The sequence below is a fragment of the Paenibacillus sp. V4I9 genome (assembly GCF_030817295.1).
Lineage (GTDB): Bacteria > Bacillota > Bacilli > Paenibacillales > NBRC-103111 > Paenibacillus_E.
The window spans coordinates 6355170-6372774 of the sequence record NZ_JAUSZE010000001.1; the positions used below are offsets into that span (position 1 = coordinate 6355170).

11 protein-coding genes, 2 tRNA genes, 2 pseudogenes and 1 riboswitch are annotated in these 17605 nt (G+C 45.1%); of the genes and pseudogenes, 4 read left to right on the forward strand and 11 right to left on the reverse strand.

Features of this window, described 5'->3' with window-relative positions; translation table 11 throughout:
- The first annotated feature begins 156 nt into the window (after positions 1-156).
- Positions 157-840, forward strand: a complete 684-nt coding sequence (locus QFZ81_RS29335; protein WP_307605613.1) for a hypothetical protein — start codon at positions 157-159, stop codon at positions 838-840.
- A 51-nt stretch (positions 841-891) separates the two neighbouring features.
- Here the strand turns inward: QFZ81_RS29335 and QFZ81_RS29340 are convergent, their stop codons facing one another.
- The 3 genes from QFZ81_RS29340 to QFZ81_RS29350 all read right to left on the reverse strand — a co-directional run bounded on the left by QFZ81_RS29340 (position 892) and on the right by QFZ81_RS29350 (position 6018).
- Complete coding sequence (locus QFZ81_RS29340; RefSeq protein WP_307605614.1) at positions 892-4149, reverse strand: glycosyl hydrolase; 3258 nt, start codon at positions 4147-4149, stop codon at positions 892-894.
- 458 nt (positions 4150-4607) lie between these two features.
- Positions 4608-4946 carry a helix-turn-helix domain-containing protein gene (locus QFZ81_RS29345; RefSeq protein ID WP_307605615.1) on the reverse strand — a complete coding sequence of 113 codons (339 nt, stop codon included), beginning with the start codon at positions 4944-4946 and terminating at the stop codon, positions 4608-4610.
- 46 nt (positions 4947-4992) lie between these two features.
- Positions 4993-6018 (reverse strand): HD-GYP domain-containing protein, encoded by a 1026-nt coding sequence (locus tag QFZ81_RS29350; RefSeq protein ID WP_307605616.1) that lies wholly within the window; start codon positions 6016-6018, stop codon positions 4993-4995.
- A 443-nt stretch (positions 6019-6461) separates the two neighbouring features.
- Between QFZ81_RS29350 and QFZ81_RS29355 the strand changes: the two genes are divergently transcribed.
- On the forward strand, positions 6462-6932 hold the full coding sequence (locus QFZ81_RS29355) for a collagen-like protein (RefSeq protein WP_307607072.1): 471 nt from the start codon (positions 6462-6464) through the stop codon (positions 6930-6932).
- 61 nt (positions 6933-6993) lie between these two features.
- Here QFZ81_RS29355 and QFZ81_RS29360 read toward each other — a convergent pair.
- From QFZ81_RS29360 to QFZ81_RS29385, 6 genes and pseudogenes are all read right to left on the reverse strand, one after another.
- Positions 6994-7413: pseudogene (locus QFZ81_RS29360) on the reverse strand (winged helix-turn-helix domain-containing protein); the annotation flags it as partial.
- Positions 7414-7574: 161 nt separating this feature from the next.
- Positions 7575-7754, reverse strand: coding sequence for a hypothetical protein (locus tag QFZ81_RS29365; protein WP_307605617.1), 180 nt, complete (start codon positions 7752-7754; stop codon positions 7575-7577).
- A 118-nt stretch (positions 7755-7872) separates the two neighbouring features.
- Positions 7873-8034, reverse strand: a riboswitch (cyclic di-AMP (ydaO/yuaA leader).
- 226 nt (positions 8035-8260) lie between these two features.
- The gene (metH, locus tag QFZ81_RS29370; protein ID WP_307605618.1) at positions 8261-11704 is read right to left on the reverse strand and encodes a methionine synthase; all 3444 of its coding nucleotides are present in this window, start codon (positions 11702-11704) and stop codon (positions 8261-8263) included.
- Between the two features lie 100 nt (positions 11705-11804).
- Positions 11805-12749, reverse strand: a complete 945-nt coding sequence (locus tag QFZ81_RS29375) for a spermine/spermidine synthase domain-containing protein (protein ID WP_307438836.1) — start codon at positions 12747-12749, stop codon at positions 11805-11807.
- A 19-nt stretch (positions 12750-12768) separates the two neighbouring features.
- Positions 12769-14052 carry an adenylosuccinate synthase gene (locus QFZ81_RS29380; RefSeq protein WP_307605619.1) on the reverse strand — a complete coding sequence of 428 codons (1284 nt, stop codon included), beginning with the start codon at positions 14050-14052 and terminating at the stop codon, positions 12769-12771.
- Positions 14037-14972: pseudogene (locus QFZ81_RS29385) on the reverse strand (methylenetetrahydrofolate reductase); the annotation flags it as partial. The pseudogene QFZ81_RS29385 and the gene QFZ81_RS29380, both read right to left, overlap by 16 nt.
- A 195-nt stretch (positions 14973-15167) precedes the next feature.
- Between QFZ81_RS29385 and QFZ81_RS29390 the strand changes: the two are divergent.
- Positions 15168-16121: a carbohydrate kinase family protein gene (locus tag QFZ81_RS29390; RefSeq protein ID WP_307605620.1), complete on the forward strand. Its 954-nt coding sequence runs from the start codon at positions 15168-15170 to the stop codon at positions 16119-16121.
- A 176-nt stretch (positions 16122-16297) separates the two neighbouring features.
- Here the strand turns inward: QFZ81_RS29390 and QFZ81_RS29395 are convergent.
- Positions 16298-16379: transfer RNA gene (locus QFZ81_RS29395), tRNA-Leu, on the reverse strand.
- Positions 16380-16397: 18 nt separating this feature from the next.
- Positions 16398-16469 (reverse strand) — tRNA-Glu (locus QFZ81_RS29400).
- A gap of 149 nt (positions 16470-16618) precedes the next feature.
- On the opposite strand from QFZ81_RS29400, the gene corA reads away from it, so the two are divergent.
- Entirely contained in the window at positions 16619-17548 is a 930-nt protein-coding gene (gene corA, locus QFZ81_RS29405) for a magnesium/cobalt transporter CorA (RefSeq protein WP_307438830.1), read from the forward strand.
- Positions 17549-17605: the final 57 nt, after the last annotated feature.

The window sequence follows — 17605 nt, forward strand, 5'->3', positions numbered from 1 at the left end:
ATTTATTTGCATCAGTGGGATTTCCCCTATTTTAATAGAAAGTATAGGAAAAGAACCTACCCGCTATAAGTCATTACACACCGTGACATCCGTCTACCCTCCTACATATAGTAAGTATCGACTATTCCGCTTTTACCTAAGGAGGAAATAACACTCATGACTTCAAGCAAAAAACAAGAGCTTCGCGATTTGGATTTGGATACTGAATTAGTGCCACAACAACCCGAACTTGAACAGTCCTATACCTCTTCATATCCACAATCTATGCCTTACCCTTATGGCTATCCTGTTCCTCAACCTTACGGTTGGGTACCTGCATATGATCCACGCAACTTAGGTGGCTTAGGCGGCATGTTCGGACTTCCCGGTTTTCCGGGAGGTGGCTTCCCGGGAGGTGGCTTCCCGGGGGGTGGTTTTCCTGGAGGCGGTATGTCACCTGGATTCCCGCAACCGGGATTCCCACAACCCGGCTTTCCACAACAGCCGGGATTCCCGGGACCAGGCTTTCCCGGACCTGGAGGACCTGGAGGACCAGGAGGACCAGGAGGCCCCTCCTTTCCTGGCGGACCGCAAGGCGGCGGACAGCAAGCTCCCACATCTGCACCTCCAGCCTACACGCCGCAAAAACCAGTTAAATCCCCAGGCGTTTATGCGGTAGACCCAGGAGGTATTTCGCGCTGCTTGTTTAGATTCACCTATGTATGGCTCAGCAACGGTCAGCAGTTCTGGTATTATCCTATTTTTGTAGGTTCCACTTCCATCGCAGGTTTCCGCTGGACTGGTTTCTCTTGGATGTATTTCGGCATTGATTTACGTTTTATTGATTCGTTTACTTGTTAAATTTAAAAAAAGGCAGGAATTCACATTCAGGTGAATTTCTGCCTTCTTTTTTTAATTAATCAAAGTTGCGGTTAGAACTCCTTTGTTCGTTACCCCAATTGTATATTTTTTTCCATTTGGTGCAGTAACGATAAGACTTGTTGGAGAAATTGTGTTCCACGTCGTCCCCCAATCGGCGGAGACCTGCAAGTTGCCGGCACCGCTTTCCTGAAGCAGTGTGCTGCCCAACTGCAGAGTATTGTGGTTATTTGCACGGAAAATGGATTGCCCCATTTCGATACGCGATTGCTTCAAAATCGAAGAACCGACATAAGCTGTTCCCGCTATTGTTGCGTCGATCCACCCATTCAATTCAAGAATCGAACAGTCGTCATATTGTCCGGCAACTGAAAGCAGTTGTGAGCCACTCCATTGTCCACGAATTTGCTGGTTCATTAACGTGACTTTTGACTGCTTAGCATTCGTCATTTTCATAAAACCAATGGCAGGAGCGTCATAAGGTTGGATGCCACAAGAATTAATACTCAAACTTATTTGATCGAATCCTCGGACAGCCCAACAATAACGAAGCCCTTCAAAGTCGACACCTTGGACAAATACATTTGCCACACCGCCCATTGTGCCTGAAATGTAATCCTTACCCAAGGTCATTACACCGCGATTATCATTTACCGTTGTCCCCGAATTTTGGTTATTTGAGAACTGACCGCCGATAAACTGGAAGCCCCCACTATCATTTGCAATTTGGACAGCAGCAACTTCCCCATACAACCAACTGTTGATGAACAGCAGATCGTTTCCGCTTTGAGTTCCTGTGCGTAAATTAATTCCAACATTAACTCCGTATCCTGTGCGCAGGTTGTTCGTCATCGATCCAAAGCAATTATTGACGAAGTCGAACCCAATATCATAATTGTCAACCGTCACGTTGCTTATCTCGAATTGGCGCATCTCGTCAATCTTGACACCTGCTTTAAAGCCAGATGGCCTTGCCGTTGGACCCTTGACAGCTAGATCCCGTAAGTTCCCGCTGCTTGAAAATGCACTGTTTTTGCCTATTACGATGGCATCGTAAGCAGAAGAATCAGGCTTAATGACCGTTTCCGTGCCACCCGCTCCCCTAATCATAACATTGTTTCCGCTAGCTATTATTGATGCCGTCGTTCGATAGGTTCCAGGTGGTATATACAGCTCAACACCGCTAGTAACAGCTTGTGTCAACGAATTATTTAAGGCGCTTGTGCTATCAAAGTTCGGTGTAACTTCTATAGGCGTCGCCCCATAGTCCGCTGCATTTATCATGATTAGACTATCCCCCTTTGAGGTTGTAACGCTGATTGAAGCGCTATTTAACGATTGATTCCCCGCAGCATCTTTAGCTCTTACACTAAAGCTGTAGGCCGTTCCTGCAACTAATCCCGTCACAGTGAAGCTGGGTATTGTCGTTGAACCGACTATCGTGTTACCGTTATATATGTCGTAACCAGTAACACCGACATTATCTGTTGAGGCCGTCCAAGAAAGACTAACCGAGGTAGATGTTTTTGATTTGACAATTAAATTAGTCGGTGTTGAAGGAGCTTGCGTATCAGCACCCGCTGATGATAAGATTGCCATCCCCGTCAACCCGGGATCACCTGTCACCCGGCGAACATCCATATTCAATATGCCATCCGTCACCGTAACACTATAAGGTCCGTATTTTGCCCAACTGTTTAAACTAAGTCCACCGATCGGAGCTGTTGTAACCTGTACACCCTCTAAAAAAACATGGAAGGAACGAGAATTGGCTTGATAATTCTCAAGTGACCAAAGATATAATTGGTAACTGCCGTTTGGCAGCGGTTGGGTTACCGTAAAATCGCTTGCTGACGCGTATATATTAGAATTGAGCATAGTGCTTGTAGCACTGTCTACAGCTGGAACAGGTGTAATGGCCGGTGAATTTATATACGTTTTTACATTAGCCGAATACGTAATAAGGGAATTATTTCCTGCTAACCAGTTTTGGCCCTCTATCGTGACAGCAGGCCCTCCGAAATTAATACCTCTTACAAAGTTAGTGTTTATCGAATCTGTTGTCACAATCAAAGATGTGCTAAATGCGGAAAAGTTCCCAGCAGCATCTTTGGCTCTTACTTTAAATCGGTACGACGTATTTGCTGTTAACCCATTCACACTGAAGTTAGTCACTGTAGTTGTTCCAGTTAATATAGTTTCATTGGTATAAACCTCATAACCCGTTACACCAATATTATCTGTAGATGCCGTCCAAGTTAGGTAAGCCGAAGTCGCTGTTTTGGATGGAGAGGTCAAGTTCGTTGGCGTTGACGGGGCTTGGGTATCTGGAGTCGGCGGTGGCGTAGGGATAATATGAACCTCGCTGCGATTCAGCGTTCTGCTGACGGAGGTCGTAAATAAGGCGTCCCGCTGGGCTTGCGTATTGTAATCGTATAAATAGTTCCCCCACTCCATGAACCATGCCCATTTAGGTTGTGTATTAAATATGGTAATAGGAAACAATTGTCCGATTTCGGCAACTCCGATCGGCTTTCCACCAGAAATGGCTTCTAGTCCATCATAATATTCCTGCTTAAACGGTTCATCTCCAAACATATATAAATCTGTCCCCAGTACGTCACACTTACTAGTTCCCACAAAATGAGTGGTGTAAGGATTAATATCTGGACTCTTAGGAGCGTTGGCATTCCACACCCAAATGATATTATTCAGTCCATGAAAATTCGTAAAACGGTTATACATAATATCCCATAGGAGCGTATAGTTCATCTTCTTGCCCCACCAAAACCAACCACCGTTCATTTCATGATAGGGGCGCCATAATACAGGCACATTGGCATCTCTGAGCTGTTTCAAAAATCCAGCAACCTTATCATATTCCGAGATAAGCCAGTTGTACTCCGCCGTACCGGGCGTGCATATTCGGTTGAACTCTGCATCCGTCGTACTCCTTTGTACATTTGACCAAGAATAAGAAGTGAGCGGGTAGTTTTGATGCCACATCATTGTCACAATGCCACCATTCTGAAAATAGGCCTTCGCTGAATTTGTAACATTCTGTCTTTGTGCAGCAATCACCGCATCCGATTGGTCAGCAATGGGTCCCATTTCATAGCCGGAGACCCCCGGATAATCGCCATATAGATTATAGATCTGATTCACATAACCATCGGGATCCTCCAGCCAATTATGGATCCCTGTCAATGTTTGATAACCTGAAATGGTGTATAAATAATTCAAGACATCAATTGTCTTTTGGCTTGCATTTGTGTTAATAGGATTAATCATTTTCTCACCCCTTCTGGAATATGATAAGATCGCTTACTTTTATATGAATCAATCACATTTTAATTCCGCCACATTCATATACTATGCACGCAAAACGTTAATTGATCATGCAAAACGCCAAAAATCGTTAGAAAACTAATAAAATCCCTCTAGTAGTTGAGAGATTCACTCACTCTTTACTAGAAGGATTAGCTAGGATTAGTTCTGGATCTACATTCCTGCCAAGACAGCCTTAACCTGCTCTCCTGGTTTAACAAACATAAAATTTGAGAGGCTTCCATCCATACAACAATATCAAGCGCTGCAAGCTGCTCATAGGTAGCGACTAGCTTGTCGTGCTTCGGATTTTTCAAGCTATGGCTACTACTACTTTTCATCATTCGGGACTTGAACCCTAAAGATACGAGCGCACCAAAAAAAGAGAAGAATTCCTGTTTCAGGAGTCTTCTCTTGGGTCTTTAACTCATCCCTATTGTCGTTATTCTACTTGATTCATTCGTTCGATTGGAAAGTGTTAAAGCCTGCTGCAGAAGCATCGCAAGCAGCTTCCGCATCGAGCCAATACCAATTTTACTCATAATATTAGCCAGATGTATTTTCACAGTCTTCTCACTGATGGAACAACTTTCAGCTATCTCACGGTTAGTGTATCCATGGGTAACAAGTAGTGAAAGAATTTCCGATTCACGCTGTGTAAGGCCGTAATTCGCATAAAACTGATGAAAAACCAGCTCCGGTTCCTTGGTTAGCTCCACATTTACGTAACTTTCATGTTCCGTAATCAACCTATTTGTCATCCGATAACTTCCTTTATATATGTCTAATTAGTTGTCAAACGATCTCTCATATAACAACTTCCTTTATATGGATATGTCTTTCCCGACTTAAGTCTAGAAATGACTCCTCAATCTTTACAAGTGGGTTCGTATCATCCGTAGGGTTAATATAAACGACCTCTCCAGAGCGGCCATCGGTTAGCTTCACTGTTCTGCCGATCAAATTATTAATCGTATTGGTAAGAAACACAGACACAATGTGGGGGTCCAATTCTCCGAAAAACCCTTTCCTCATCCGACTTACGACCTCGTAAAAGGGCATCATTTCGTGATAAGGCCTCTTCGATGACATCGCGTGAAAGACATCGGCAACAGCAACAATTCGGCTCATTCGATCCAACTGGCTATCCTTTAATTGCAAAGGGTACCCAGTGCCATCTGCCCGTTCATGATGCTGTAGGGCAACTAGGGCCACTCTGTAGTTAATCCCTACCGTTTCCTTAAGCATATTATAGCCTAGAATCGTATGCCGCTTTATTTCGTCGTACTCTTCTGAGGTTAATTTCCCCGGCTTCAAAAGAATCTCTTGTGAAATCTTGATCTTACCAACATCATGCATCGTAGCTGCCAGCGATAATAACGCCACTTCATTGTCAGCCAAATTTAACCATTTGCCAATCAGCGTTGAAAGTATGCCTACACCAATATTGTGCTGATGCGTATACTCATCTTTCGCTTTGACAGCTTGAAATAATTGGAATAAATCGGGGTTCTCAGCAGCCTGCAGAATGATAGGAATCAAATCATTCTTGATTTCCAGCAGCGGAATTTTCTTCTGCGATTGAATACGCTCGAATAAGTCCTTGGCATATTGGAAAGCTTTTTGGACAAGGAGTTGGGAAGAATCTGGCGGGGATACAGAATCAAGCTTATGCTCATGCATGGTTGTCGTAATGATACCCATAAAGTCAATGCGATGCTGCCGAAACAACTCCAAATGCTCTTGATTGAGAACCGATTGACTTGGTACTAAGACAAGTCCATGGCTTGTTGTCACATCGTATTTCAACATCTTACCCACTAGTTCTCTCAATAAAGCTCGCTCCAATTATTTCAAAATATAACCAATTTCAATTATATACGACAAATTTAGTGCAATCTATGGGTCAGAATCCCATATTTTTTTGGAAGATGTAGGATAAATAACCTATTCCATTCCTAGAAATCATCAAAAGTAGGACTATTGGCCTGCTTTTTTTATGTTCAACTGACGCCATATCCACACCGTGACATCCGTCTACTCTGCTGCATATAGTAAGTATCGACTAATCCGCTTCTACCTAAGGAGGAAATTACGCAATGGCTTCAGACAACAAACAAGAGCTTCGTGAATTGGAAACTGAATTATTACAGCCTGAAACTACGGAACAGTCCTATCCTGCTTCATATCCGCAAGCTGTTCCTTATCCGTATGGCTATCCTGTACCGCAAGCTTACGCATGGGTGCCTGCTTACGATCCGCGCGGCTTAGGCGGAATGTTCGGACTTCCAGGTTTCCCAGGGCAACCTGGAAGTCCTGGGCAACCTGGATTCCCTGGGCAACCCGGATTCCCTGGGCAACCCGGATTCCCTGGGCAACCTGGATTCCCTGGGCAACCTGGATTCCCTGGGCAACCTGGCTTTCCTGGGCAGCCTGGCTTTCCCGGGCAACCCGGATTCCCTGGGCAACCGCAAGGAGGCGGGCAGCAAGCCCCCACTTCCCCACCTCCAGCTTATACACCGCAGAAGCCATTTAAAGCTGCAGGTGCTTCCGCTTATGCTGTAGATCCGGGAGGTATTTCCCGCTGCTTGTTTAATTTCACTTATGTCTGGCTCAGCAACGGTCAACAGTTCTGGTATTTCCCTATTTTTGTCGGACGTCATTCGATCGCAGGCTTCCGTTGGACTGGGTTCTCTTGGATGTATTTCGGTGTCGATTTGCGCTTCATTGACTCATTTACTTGTTAAAATAATCGATAAGAACAAAGGCTGTTATTCTCATCAAGGGAATAACAGCCTTCCTTTCTTTTCAACCTTCCTGCCAAGCAAAGCGGTATCCGATCCCAGGCTCCGTAAGGATATACTTCGGTCTTGTCGGATCCTCTTCAATCTTTTTCCTCAAATGACCAACGTATACTCTCAAGTATTGGCTGTCTGATTCATACTGCTGACCGCCCCAAACTTGTTTGAGCAATTGTTTATGTGTCATTACTCGTCCAGCATTTAAAGCAAGTACTTTCAACAAATCGTATTCGGTCGGTGTCAATTTGAGTTTCTCATCATGCAGCTCTACACTACGTTGAGATAAATCAATAACTAAATGACCCAGTTTCAACACGGGTTCATCTTGTGTCTTGGCGATATGCCGCAAGGCAACTCGCATACGTGCCATAAATTCGCCCATGCCAAAGGGCTTCGTTACATAATCGTCGGCGCCGCGATCCAAAGCAAATCATGACAAATACAATTAGTCCAATAACAATCATATTGTTTGCCTCCTAAAAGTTTATTTCTATAAAACTCTCATCGAAAGCCTAGCTCACGCTTTTTCACAAAATTTAAAAAATCCCCAAAACCCTAGAAATGTTACTGCCATTAATAAAATCATTGTTACATCGTTGTACATAACACACCTCCTTGATCAGACAGAACCAAATGCTTCCCTGAAACATTGTAACGCCGAACCGTATAAAAATGAGGTAAAGAATCTATATCATCCGTATAAAAAAAGCATAAAATGCTATCTCCCCATGCCTCTTGTTTCTGATGAACATACTGCAAACCGTCCATAAGGGTTCACTCTCCTCAAATTTTTGAACAACAAAAAGAAGCCTAAGAGCAGAGAATCTCTACTCTCGGGCTTCTTTGCAGCGTTAATAAACGGGACTGTGAAAGGCACGATAGAAAGCGGTTCTCTCCCAATACGCTTACGAGGTTAGCTGTCGGACTCGGGCTTGGAAGTGCCCTACCTTGGCAAATTCCACCTCTGCCATAAACTCGGAAATCTACTTCTCAACCTGCCTATACCAGCCTAACCGCAGTTTCTGCATACTTTAAGCGCGGTTTTGGAGCTTATCGCAATCCACAGTGAGAGATAAGAGCCGTTTTGGAGCTTATCCTAGTCCAAAACAAAGATAGGCTCCGATTTCGAGCCTATCTTTGTCAGTCCCCAGGGATAAGCTCCGTTTCCGAGCTTATCCGCTTATACTTTTTACTCACTTCAGCCGTATGTGAAACAGTGTAAGGCCACCCTATTTCTCTTATTTTATAAGCTATCTATCCCCAAGTTATGAATCTTACACCTTGTCGACGTTAAAGTAACGTGCTTCGGGATGTGCAAAGACAATAGCCGAGACCGCGGCCTCCGGCTCCATCATAAACGATTCCGTCAGTTCTACACCGATATCCGCTGGCGTAAGCAGAGCGAAGAGCGGCGCCTGATCCTCCAGATTCGGACAAGCAGGATAACCAAAGGAGAAACGCTGGCCGATATATTTCGCTCCAAAGCGCTCCTGCATCGTCATCTGAGGGCTATCTGCAAGTCCCCACATATCACGCATGATATGATGAATTCGCTCCGCGAAGCCTTCTGCAACCTCAAGCGCAGTAGCCTGCAGCGCATGCGACTTGAGATAATCCCCTTTTTCGCGCAACGCCTTGGCAAGCTCATTGATCCCATGTCCAGCAGTGACGAGCAGGAAGCCCACATAGTCCATTTGGCCGCTTTCCACCGATTTCAAGTAATCGGCCAAGCAGTAATAAGGCTCAGTTTCCTGCCTTGGAAAGGTAAATGTGTGTAGTGCTTTACTTGGGTCCTCCGGATCGTAGACAATGACATCATTGCCGTTAGATTGAGCAGGGAAAAAGCGATACATTCCGTGAGCTTGAATAATCCCTTTTTTCTGAGCATCATTTAGAATAGAATCCACGGTGTCTTTCAGCTCTAAGGCTTTAGCATCCTTCTCTTCCAAAAGCCGCTCTACTTTGCCTTTCAAGCCTAGATGATGGCCAAGCAGCATCTGCATGTTCACATAGGGCATAATGTGGCCGATTGGATAATCTCGCATGATGTGCCGCTTTACATCTGGTGGCACTTGAACCGGAACGTCCTTCGAAATCGTAGAGGCATGAATCCGCGTCAACTTCGGCAGATGATCTTCCTTCTTGCCAGCTTCCATGACATCCGATTCCTTGCTCTCTCTCAGCTCTTGAATGAGCCGCATCCGCTGCTCAGGATCGCTTAACCGGTTAGCAATGTTCAGCCCGTCCATCGCATCCTTGGCATACAAGACCAAGCCTTCATATTCCGGAGCAATGCGGGTCTTCGTGAATTTACGGGTCAGCGCAGCGCCTCCTACCAGTATCGGTACATCAATGCCTGCGCCCCGCAAATCCTGCGCGGTAATAACCATTTGCTGCGCCGATTTAACGAGCAGGCCGGATAATCCGATGGCATCGGGCCTTTCTCTTCGAAAAGCTTCAATGATCTGCTCCGGCGGAACCTTTATTCCAAGGTTCACAATCTTATATCCATTATTGGAGAGAATGATCTCCACGAGATTTTTACCGATATCATGAACGTCACCTTTCACCGTTGCGAGAATGATTTTCCCCTTAACCGCAGACTGATCCTTCTCCATAAAAGGTTCCAGATAGGATACGGACGCCTTCATGACTTCCGCACTCTGCAGAACTTCAGCGACAATAAGCTCATTGTTATTAAACAAGCGCCCCACTTCCGCCATTCCTTTCATCAACGGGCCATTGATGACTTCAAGCGGAGTGTATAGCTTCAGGGCTTCTTCCAGGTCCGGAAGGAGCCCTTCCTTCGTCCCTTCGATTACGTAAGAACCTAAGCGGTCTTCCAATGAGAGGTTCGATATTTTTTCTTTCTTCTCTATCTTTTTTACCCGGAAATGTGCGACAAACTCGGCTAATGTCTCGTCGTTCGTATGATAGATTAGATTCTCAGCAAGACGGCGCTCTTCCTCCGGAATTGAAGCATAACGCTCCAGTTTCTCAGTGTTCACGATGGCGTAGTCAAGTCCAGCCTTGGTGCAATGGTACAAGTAAACGGAGTTCAACACTTCCCGGCCTGCATCAGGCAGACCGAAGGAGATATTGCTAAGACCAAGAATCGTTTTACATGCCGGATATTTGGCTTTAATCAGTCTAATTCCTTCGATCGTTTCCACAGCGGAACCGAGATACTGCGGATCACCAGAACCAACAGGGAACATGTTCGGGTCAAAAATAATATCGTGCGGTTCCAAACCATATTTATGAGTCAACAAGTTATATGCCCGCTCCGTGACCTCGATCTTAGCTTGTCTGGATACGGCTTGGCCTCGTTCATCAATGAGGATCATGACGACGGCTGCCCCGTATTTATGGATCAAAGGTACAATCGCTGCGAACTTGGCTTCGCTATCCTCCAGATTGATCGAGTTGATGATCGCTTTTCCTTGCGAATATTTCAAACCAAGCTCAATGATGTGATCATAGGTGGAGTCGATCATGAGCGGTGCTTTTACTTTTTTGACCACTTCCTGCAAAAAATGTTCCATCGCATAAGCCTCGTCAATATCGGTATCCTGCAAATTGATATCAATGACGTGCGCGCCATTCTTCACCTGCGCCCTGGCAATTTCCGATCCTTCTTCGAACTTTCCTTCTTTGATTAGACGTTTGAACTTTCGGGAACCGGAAATGTTCGTTCTTTCGCCAACCATGACGGGACGATTCTCCTCTTCGATATAGATGGTCTCGATCCCCGACACCGCAGCGGGATGAATGCAGTAATTCTGGCGCGGCGAGTATTGACTCAACGTATCCGCTAGGGCGCGAATATGAGCAGGCGTCGTTCCACAGCACCCTCCGGCAATGTTAAGCCAGCCTTGTTCGGCAAAGCCGGCCATCTTCTTAGCCAGTGACTCCGGCGATTCATGGTAATGCCCGTTCTCATCGGGCAAGCCAGCATTCGGGTAACAACTAATGGCCGAATCGGCGATTTGCGATAACGTACGAATATGGTCACGCATAAACTCTGGACCCGTTGCACAGTTTAGACCAATGGAGATCGGGTGTAAATGCTCCAGCGAAATGTAGAACGATTCAATATTTTGGCCTGCCAACGTGGTACCCATGGGTTCGATCGTTCCTGAGATCATGATAGGAAGCTGGGTACCGAGCTGTTCGAAGGCTCTTCGTACGCCAATGCTGGCGGCTTTAACATTGCGTGTATCCTGTGACGTCTCGATTAACAGCGCATCCACGCCGCACTCAATCAAGGCTGCCGCCTGATCATAATAACTTTCTTCCAACTGTTCGAAGGTCACTCCACCTGTGACAGAGAGCGTTTTGGTCGTAGGCCCCATAGCCCCTGCCACATAACGCGGCCACTCCGGTGTCGAATATTTCTCTGCCGCTTGAATGGCCAGCTTCGCAGCTGCGACATTAATTTCTCTCGATTTATGTTGGAGAGCATATTCTGCGAGTACGACTGTCGTCGCACCGAAGGTGTTCGTTTCAATCATGTCGGAACCAGCGGTCAAATAAGCTTCATGGATGTTCAGAATAATATCCGGACGCGTTAGGACGAGCACCTCATTACATCCATCCAGCTCTTCCCCGCCAAAATCATCTGCAGTAAGATTCGCCTGCTGAATCATAGTCCCCATAGCGCCATCCAGGATCAAAATTTTCTTTTGCATTTGTTCTTGAATAGATGGTTTTTGCATCGTTAATCTTCCTTTCACTTCAGATAAAGAACATCCCCGCTTCAATTTGCAAAAAGATTAGCAAATTACAGCAGGGACTTGATTTTCCGGGAAACTGTTATCAGTGTCGTTCATGGATGCTAGCCAGCACTCGGTTACTATCTGTCTGGATTTTTCTCTTACCCCACTTTCGTAAATACTTGCTAGGGATGTGGAACATTCTCTTCAATCTTGCTGAGGTCAGGTAGCGGGTTGAGAGCGAAATCTTCAAGCTTGATATCGGTCTAGTTGCCGCTACGCAGAACCCCCAGTCCTCCCCATATCTCTTCATGACATCAAAATGATAGGGCAATACATAAAAACCGGCTGCTTTGAGCGTTGCCATTATACTCCAGACGAATTCTGGCATCTCTGACATCAAGGAGCACGCTATGGTAATGGCTCCCCCTGGTGCCAGGCGCTTTTTCAGGAGACTGTAAAACTCTTTGCTGTAGAGACGGCCGAGCGCAAGAGACTTATAGCTAGGTTCTGGAACGTCGATGATGATGACATCCCACTTCTTCTGGTTCTTCTCCACGAACGCCCTGCCGTCCTGAACGACGGTTCGCACTTTAGGATTTCGCAAAGACCCCTTATTGAACTTCACCAGCGGCTTCAAATTCTTGCCTAATTCCATCATGGTGGAGTCAATATCAACGACTGTAATCGCTTTTACGTCTCGATAACGGAGTACTTCACGCGTTGTAATGCCTCCGCCTCCACCGATCATCAGAATGTTCTGCTTCTGCTTAGCGACTGCCATTGGTATATGGACCATCGATTCAGCCCACATGTTGTCATCCTCTGTCGTACCGAACATCACATAGCCATCTCCATAGACCCATACTTTACCACTTGCTAGCTTAACCACCGCGATTCGCTGATAGCGCGTCTTAATTCGGCGCAAAATGCGATACTTCCCGTCTGGCTCATCATCCTCTGATATATAATCCCGAAGGGACGCAACTCTTGCTTTAGACATATTGATTTTACTATTCGATATAATCTGCGCTTTTTTATAAATCACGAATATCCTCCCCTTATAGTTAAAATACTTGGTTCATTACAATCGTTTGATCACGGTCTGGTCCAACAGAAAAAATAGAAACTGGAATCCCCGTTAACAAACTGATTCTCTCTATGAAAAGACGCGCATTGGCAGGAAGTTCCTCCCATGACTTGACGCCTGTAATGTCCTCTGACCATCCGGGGAGCTCTTCATAGATGGGCTCGCAGCCTGCTAAGATGTTAAGATTAGCCGGGAAAGATTCCATGACTTCGTCTTTATACTGATATGCCCCACAAATTTTCAAACGATTAATGCCAGTCAAAACATCGATCGAATGAAGAGAAAGTCCAGTTACTCCACTCACGCGGCGAGCATGGCGGACCACAACACTGTCAAACCACCCCACACGTCTTGGACGACCTGTGGTTGTTCCATATTCATGACCAATTTCACGAATGTGGTCTCCAATTTCATTCCTTAATTCAGTCGGAAATGGACCGTCTCCTACTCTTGTTGTATATGCCTTGGCTACTCCTATCACTTGCTGAATCTTAGTTGGTCCGACACCTGCGCCAATACAGACCCCTCCTGCGATCGGATTGGAAGAGGTGACGAATGGATAGGTTCCATGATCGATATCTAACATGACTCCCTGGGCACCTTCAAACAAAACTCTATTTCCAGCATCTATCGCATCGTTAAGCAGAACTGACGTATCGGTCACATAGGGTCGGAGGATCTCGGCGATGGCCAAGTATTCACCTAAAATATCTTCTATCACGAAGCCTTCTACTAAGTAGACTTTTTCAAACAACCGGTTCTTTTCCTCCAGATTACGCCTTAACTTACGTTCAAATTCCCCGGGATCCATAAGATCCGCTATGCGAATGCCCACGCGAGCGAATTTATCCGTATACGCAGGTCCAATTCCTCTGCGCGTTGTACCAATCTTATTCGTACCTCTAGCATCTTCTTCGACAGAATCTAACTTGATATGATAAGGAAAAATGACGTGTGCCCGATTGCTGATCCGTAAGTTATCCGTACTTATCTTGTGACTATGAAGGTACTCGATCTCTTGAACAAGCGCCCTTGGGTCAATCACCACGCCATTTCCAATCACACAAATTTTATCCTTATAAAAAATTCCGGAAGGAATTAAATGAAGTTTATATTTGTTTCCCGCAAACACGATGGTATGTCCGGCATTATTGCCACCTTGATATCGGGCGACAACACCCGCTTTTTCCGCTAAATAATCGGTAATCTTCCCTTTACCTTCATCCCCCCACTGCGCTCCTACAACTACGACGGTTGACATCCAGCAATCCCTCCATCTTGGTCCTTACTCTTCACATACCTCGTCAATTCCGCCGTCATTTCATACCGCATAAACGGAGTAATCAGATAAATACCTTTAAAATAGCGGGAAACGGTATCCACGAGTTCCATAGCAATTTCCATTCCTTGTTTTCTTGCATCTTCACCTTGGTAGCGAGCCATCTTCGCAAGTACATCATCTGAAAGTCGTATGCCCGGGACTTGATGATGGAGAAATTCAGCATTCCGATAGCTGGTTAAAGGCATGATCCCGATAAAGATAGGAATAGGTAACTGCGCAGTAGCTTGTGCGACCTGTTCGATTTGTTGATGACTGAAGAGAGGCTGACTCATGGCATAATCCGCACCTGCTGCAATCTTTTTCTCCAGCCTCTCAACCGCCTTGTCTAAATGCCGTGTATTGGGATTGAAGGCTGTCCCAACGGTAAATCCCGCACGTGCTTTAAGGGGACGACCCGAGAATGAAGTCCCCTCGTTTAGCTTTTTAATCAGGTGTATCATTTCAATTGAAGTTGTATCGTATACAGAGGTGGCATCCGGAAGATCACCATAGCGCGGAGGGTCACCTGTTACTGTGAGTACATGATCAATGCCCAAGGCGTGGAGTCCCATCATATGAGACTGTTGGGCAATCAAATTCCTGTCCCGGCAAGTCACGTGGAGGAGTGGGCGAATCCCAACCTGCTCTTTCACGAGTGTCCCCATCGCCATATTACTGATACGGGTCATCGCGAGCGAGTTATCTGCCATGGTAACCGCATCTGCTCCAGCCTCTTTCAACGCTATTGCCCCCTCTAAAAAAAGAGAGTAATCCAGATCTCTTGGAGGATCTAATTCCACAATAATGGTCGTTTGTTCTTGAACCATCTCCGGTAATGTCCTTTGCTTAGGAGGATCTGAACCTTTCTTCATTTTCTCACCCCTATTCTATTAAAATTTACTATATTCTATGTGATAGAAACGAAATGGTATGGATGAGTAGCTATGATCATGCCTAAATATAGAATATTGGTAGAATGCACATTACGTATTTAGAAGATTGCGAATATACATATAGTAGTAACACACACCATAATGGTATAAGGGGTTGAAAATATGAATCTGCCTCCTTCTGTTTTAGTAATAGGAACGATTTTCATAGATTGCAAAGGATTCGCCAAGCAAAATTATCATCCATCTACTAGAAATCTCGGTAACATTCAGTTTGTCCACGGTGGTGTAGGAAGAAATGTGGCTGAAAATCTAGCAAACCTCCATGTAACAACATGTTTTGCTTCCTCCGTTGATGCCTCTGCAATTGGGAAAGAAGTCATAGGCAGACTTCAAAAGTCAAAAGTAAATACCAATTATCTGATCGAAACTAAACAACTGGGAATGGGCATGTGGCTGGCAATCTTGGACGAAAAAGGTGATCTAGCCGGGTCCATCTCCCAAATGCCGGATCTTACTCTTTTAGAAGAGTTGATTACAAGCAAAGGAGTAGATCTGATTCGGCAATCCACCCATATCACACTTGAATTAGATCTTAATTTCCAAATTGCCCGTAGCGTCATCAAGCTAGCTGCAGAAGAAAAGAAACCGATCTACGGCGTTCCCGGTAACTTAGACGTGATCTTACATCATAGAGAGCTATTAGATCATTTAGATTGTTTTATATGCAACAATTTTGAAGCAGATCTATTTTTCGAGCTGAATTTCACGAATTTAACTATCGCTCAAAAACTAGAGTCGCTTATTCAATTTGTTGATCGGACGGGAATGGGCTCTATGGTAGTTACATTAGGAGAAAAAGGGGCTGTCTACTATAATCCCCAAACCAAAGAAGTTGGGTATCAACCTGTCTTTCCCGTCAAACTTGTGGATTCGAGCGGAGCTGGAGATGCTTTCTTTTCAGGTACAGTCATGGGATTGGTAAAGGGGCTTTCTTTAAAAGAAGCGGTGATTTGTGGAACTAAGGTGGCCGGGTGGACCATTGAATCTACTGAAAACACATGCCTGGGTCTGCCCTTAAAAATAAAAGAGGATGAGTTCTTTATAAATTACTCATGAGTCCAACGAAAATAAAAAAGAGCCGCTAAAAAGCGAGCTCCTGTTTTCGTTATTGATAAACTTGAAAAACTAAACAGTTCGTCAACAAGGGTGATTTCTTGAACTGTATCTGTATGCTGGAAGATTAAAAGAAAAAAAACCCTTACAGAGTAAGGGTTTTTTCTATAAACTTGGGATGCGGTCGGAGGGATTTGAACCCTCACGCCTTGTGAGCGCCACCCCCTCAAGATGGTGTGTCTGCCGTTCCACCACGACCGCGAGGTATAAAAGTAAAAATGACCCGTAGGGGACTCGAACCCCTGTTACCTCCGTGAAAGGGAGGTGTCTTAACCACTTGACCAACGGGCCACGAATGTCTGTAAGCTTTGCAGCCCATTTTGACGACAATTGTAATTATAATAGATTCTGTCGTAGTTGACAAGCACAAAATCTGGAATGCTCATGGGCAAATATGGTATGCTGAGACCAATTCAAAATACTCGAGGTGCTTGTCATTCATGCTAATTTATGAATCTACCCATGGAACGGTCCATGAGGAAACGGTACGCGTTCCCGGTCCGAACGAAGTAGCTTGGGTGAGAATGGAGAACCCCTCTCCTGACGATGTCAAACATGTCCTAGGGGACTTATTCATGTGCCACCCTCTCCTCATTGAGGATGCGATTAAGCTGAACCAACGACCGAAGATGGATACGTATAAAAATCATATTTTTCTAACCTTTTTCGCGGTATCTGAGCAGCTTGAACCATGGGAAATAGGGATCGTGATCGGATCAAATTTTGTGATAACCGTATACAAGGACAATCTCCCCTTCATAGATCAGCTTTACCATACCTGCCAAGAGGTTGAAGATCGATTAATGCATCCAGGAGCCATTCTTCATGCGATACTCGATCGTTGTGTCGATGATTATTCCATCGTTGCGGATCATTTTGACGATCGCTTGGATCGCATGGAACAGGATGTGTATCGTAACCCTAGGATTCGCATTGCACAGGATGTTTTCCAACTCAAACGGGCTATGCATCAGCTGCGCCGCGTCATTGTGGAGGAACGAATTATCCTTTCCGCCATCGCGCACCACTCCTTCCCCTACACACGTGAAGAAGATGATGTCTATTTCCTGGATATCATGGACCACATCTCACGAGTCGTTGATTCTTTGGACATTTTCCGGGAGTCGCTAACCGGACTCCTCGAGCTCCAAATGAGCATGAAGTCCGACCGGATGAATGAGATTATGAAGACGTTAACGATCTTTAGCACGATCTTTCTTCCTCTGACTTTTATCGTCGGACTTTACGGTATGAATTTCAAATATATGCCCGAACTGAATTGGGATTATGGATATCTGTATGTCTGGATTCTTATGGTCATCTTAAGCGGCATTATGTGGTACTACTTCAAACGTAAGCATTGGTTTTAACGAAAAAAAGGCACTCCACCGTGACCATCAATCACAGAGGTGCCTTTTTACTACTAG

What these genes read in the sequence shown, in the direction of transcription:
- QFZ81_RS29335 (WP_307605613.1), top strand. Translation starts at nt 157, where the DNA reads ATGACTTCAAGCAAAAAACAAGAGCTTCGCGATTTGGATTTGGATACT.
- QFZ81_RS29340 (WP_307605614.1), bottom strand. Translation starts at nt 4,149, where the DNA reads ATGATTAATCCTATTAACACAAATGCAAGCCAAAAGACAATTGATGTC.
- QFZ81_RS29345 (WP_307605615.1), bottom strand. Translation starts at nt 4,946, where the DNA reads ATGACAAATAGGTTGATTACGGAACATGAAAGTTACGTAAATGTGGAG.
- QFZ81_RS29355 (WP_307607072.1), top strand. Translation starts at nt 6,462, where the DNA reads ATGTTCGGACTTCCAGGTTTCCCAGGGCAACCTGGAAGTCCTGGGCAA.
- QFZ81_RS29365 (WP_307605617.1), bottom strand. Translation starts at nt 7,754, where the DNA reads ATGGACGGTTTGCAGTATGTTCATCAGAAACAAGAGGCATGGGGAGAT.
- metH (WP_307605618.1), bottom strand. Translation starts at nt 11,704, where the DNA reads ATGCAAAAACCATCTATTCAAGAACAAATGCAAAAGAAAATTTTGATC.
- QFZ81_RS29380 (WP_307605619.1), bottom strand. Translation starts at nt 14,052, where the DNA reads ATGTCAACCGTCGTAGTTGTAGGAGCGCAGTGGGGGGATGAAGGTAAA.
- QFZ81_RS29390 (WP_307605620.1), top strand. Translation starts at nt 15,168, where the DNA reads ATGAATCTGCCTCCTTCTGTTTTAGTAATAGGAACGATTTTCATAGAT.
- corA (WP_307438830.1), top strand. Translation starts at nt 16,619, where the DNA reads ATGCTAATTTATGAATCTACCCATGGAACGGTCCATGAGGAAACGGTA.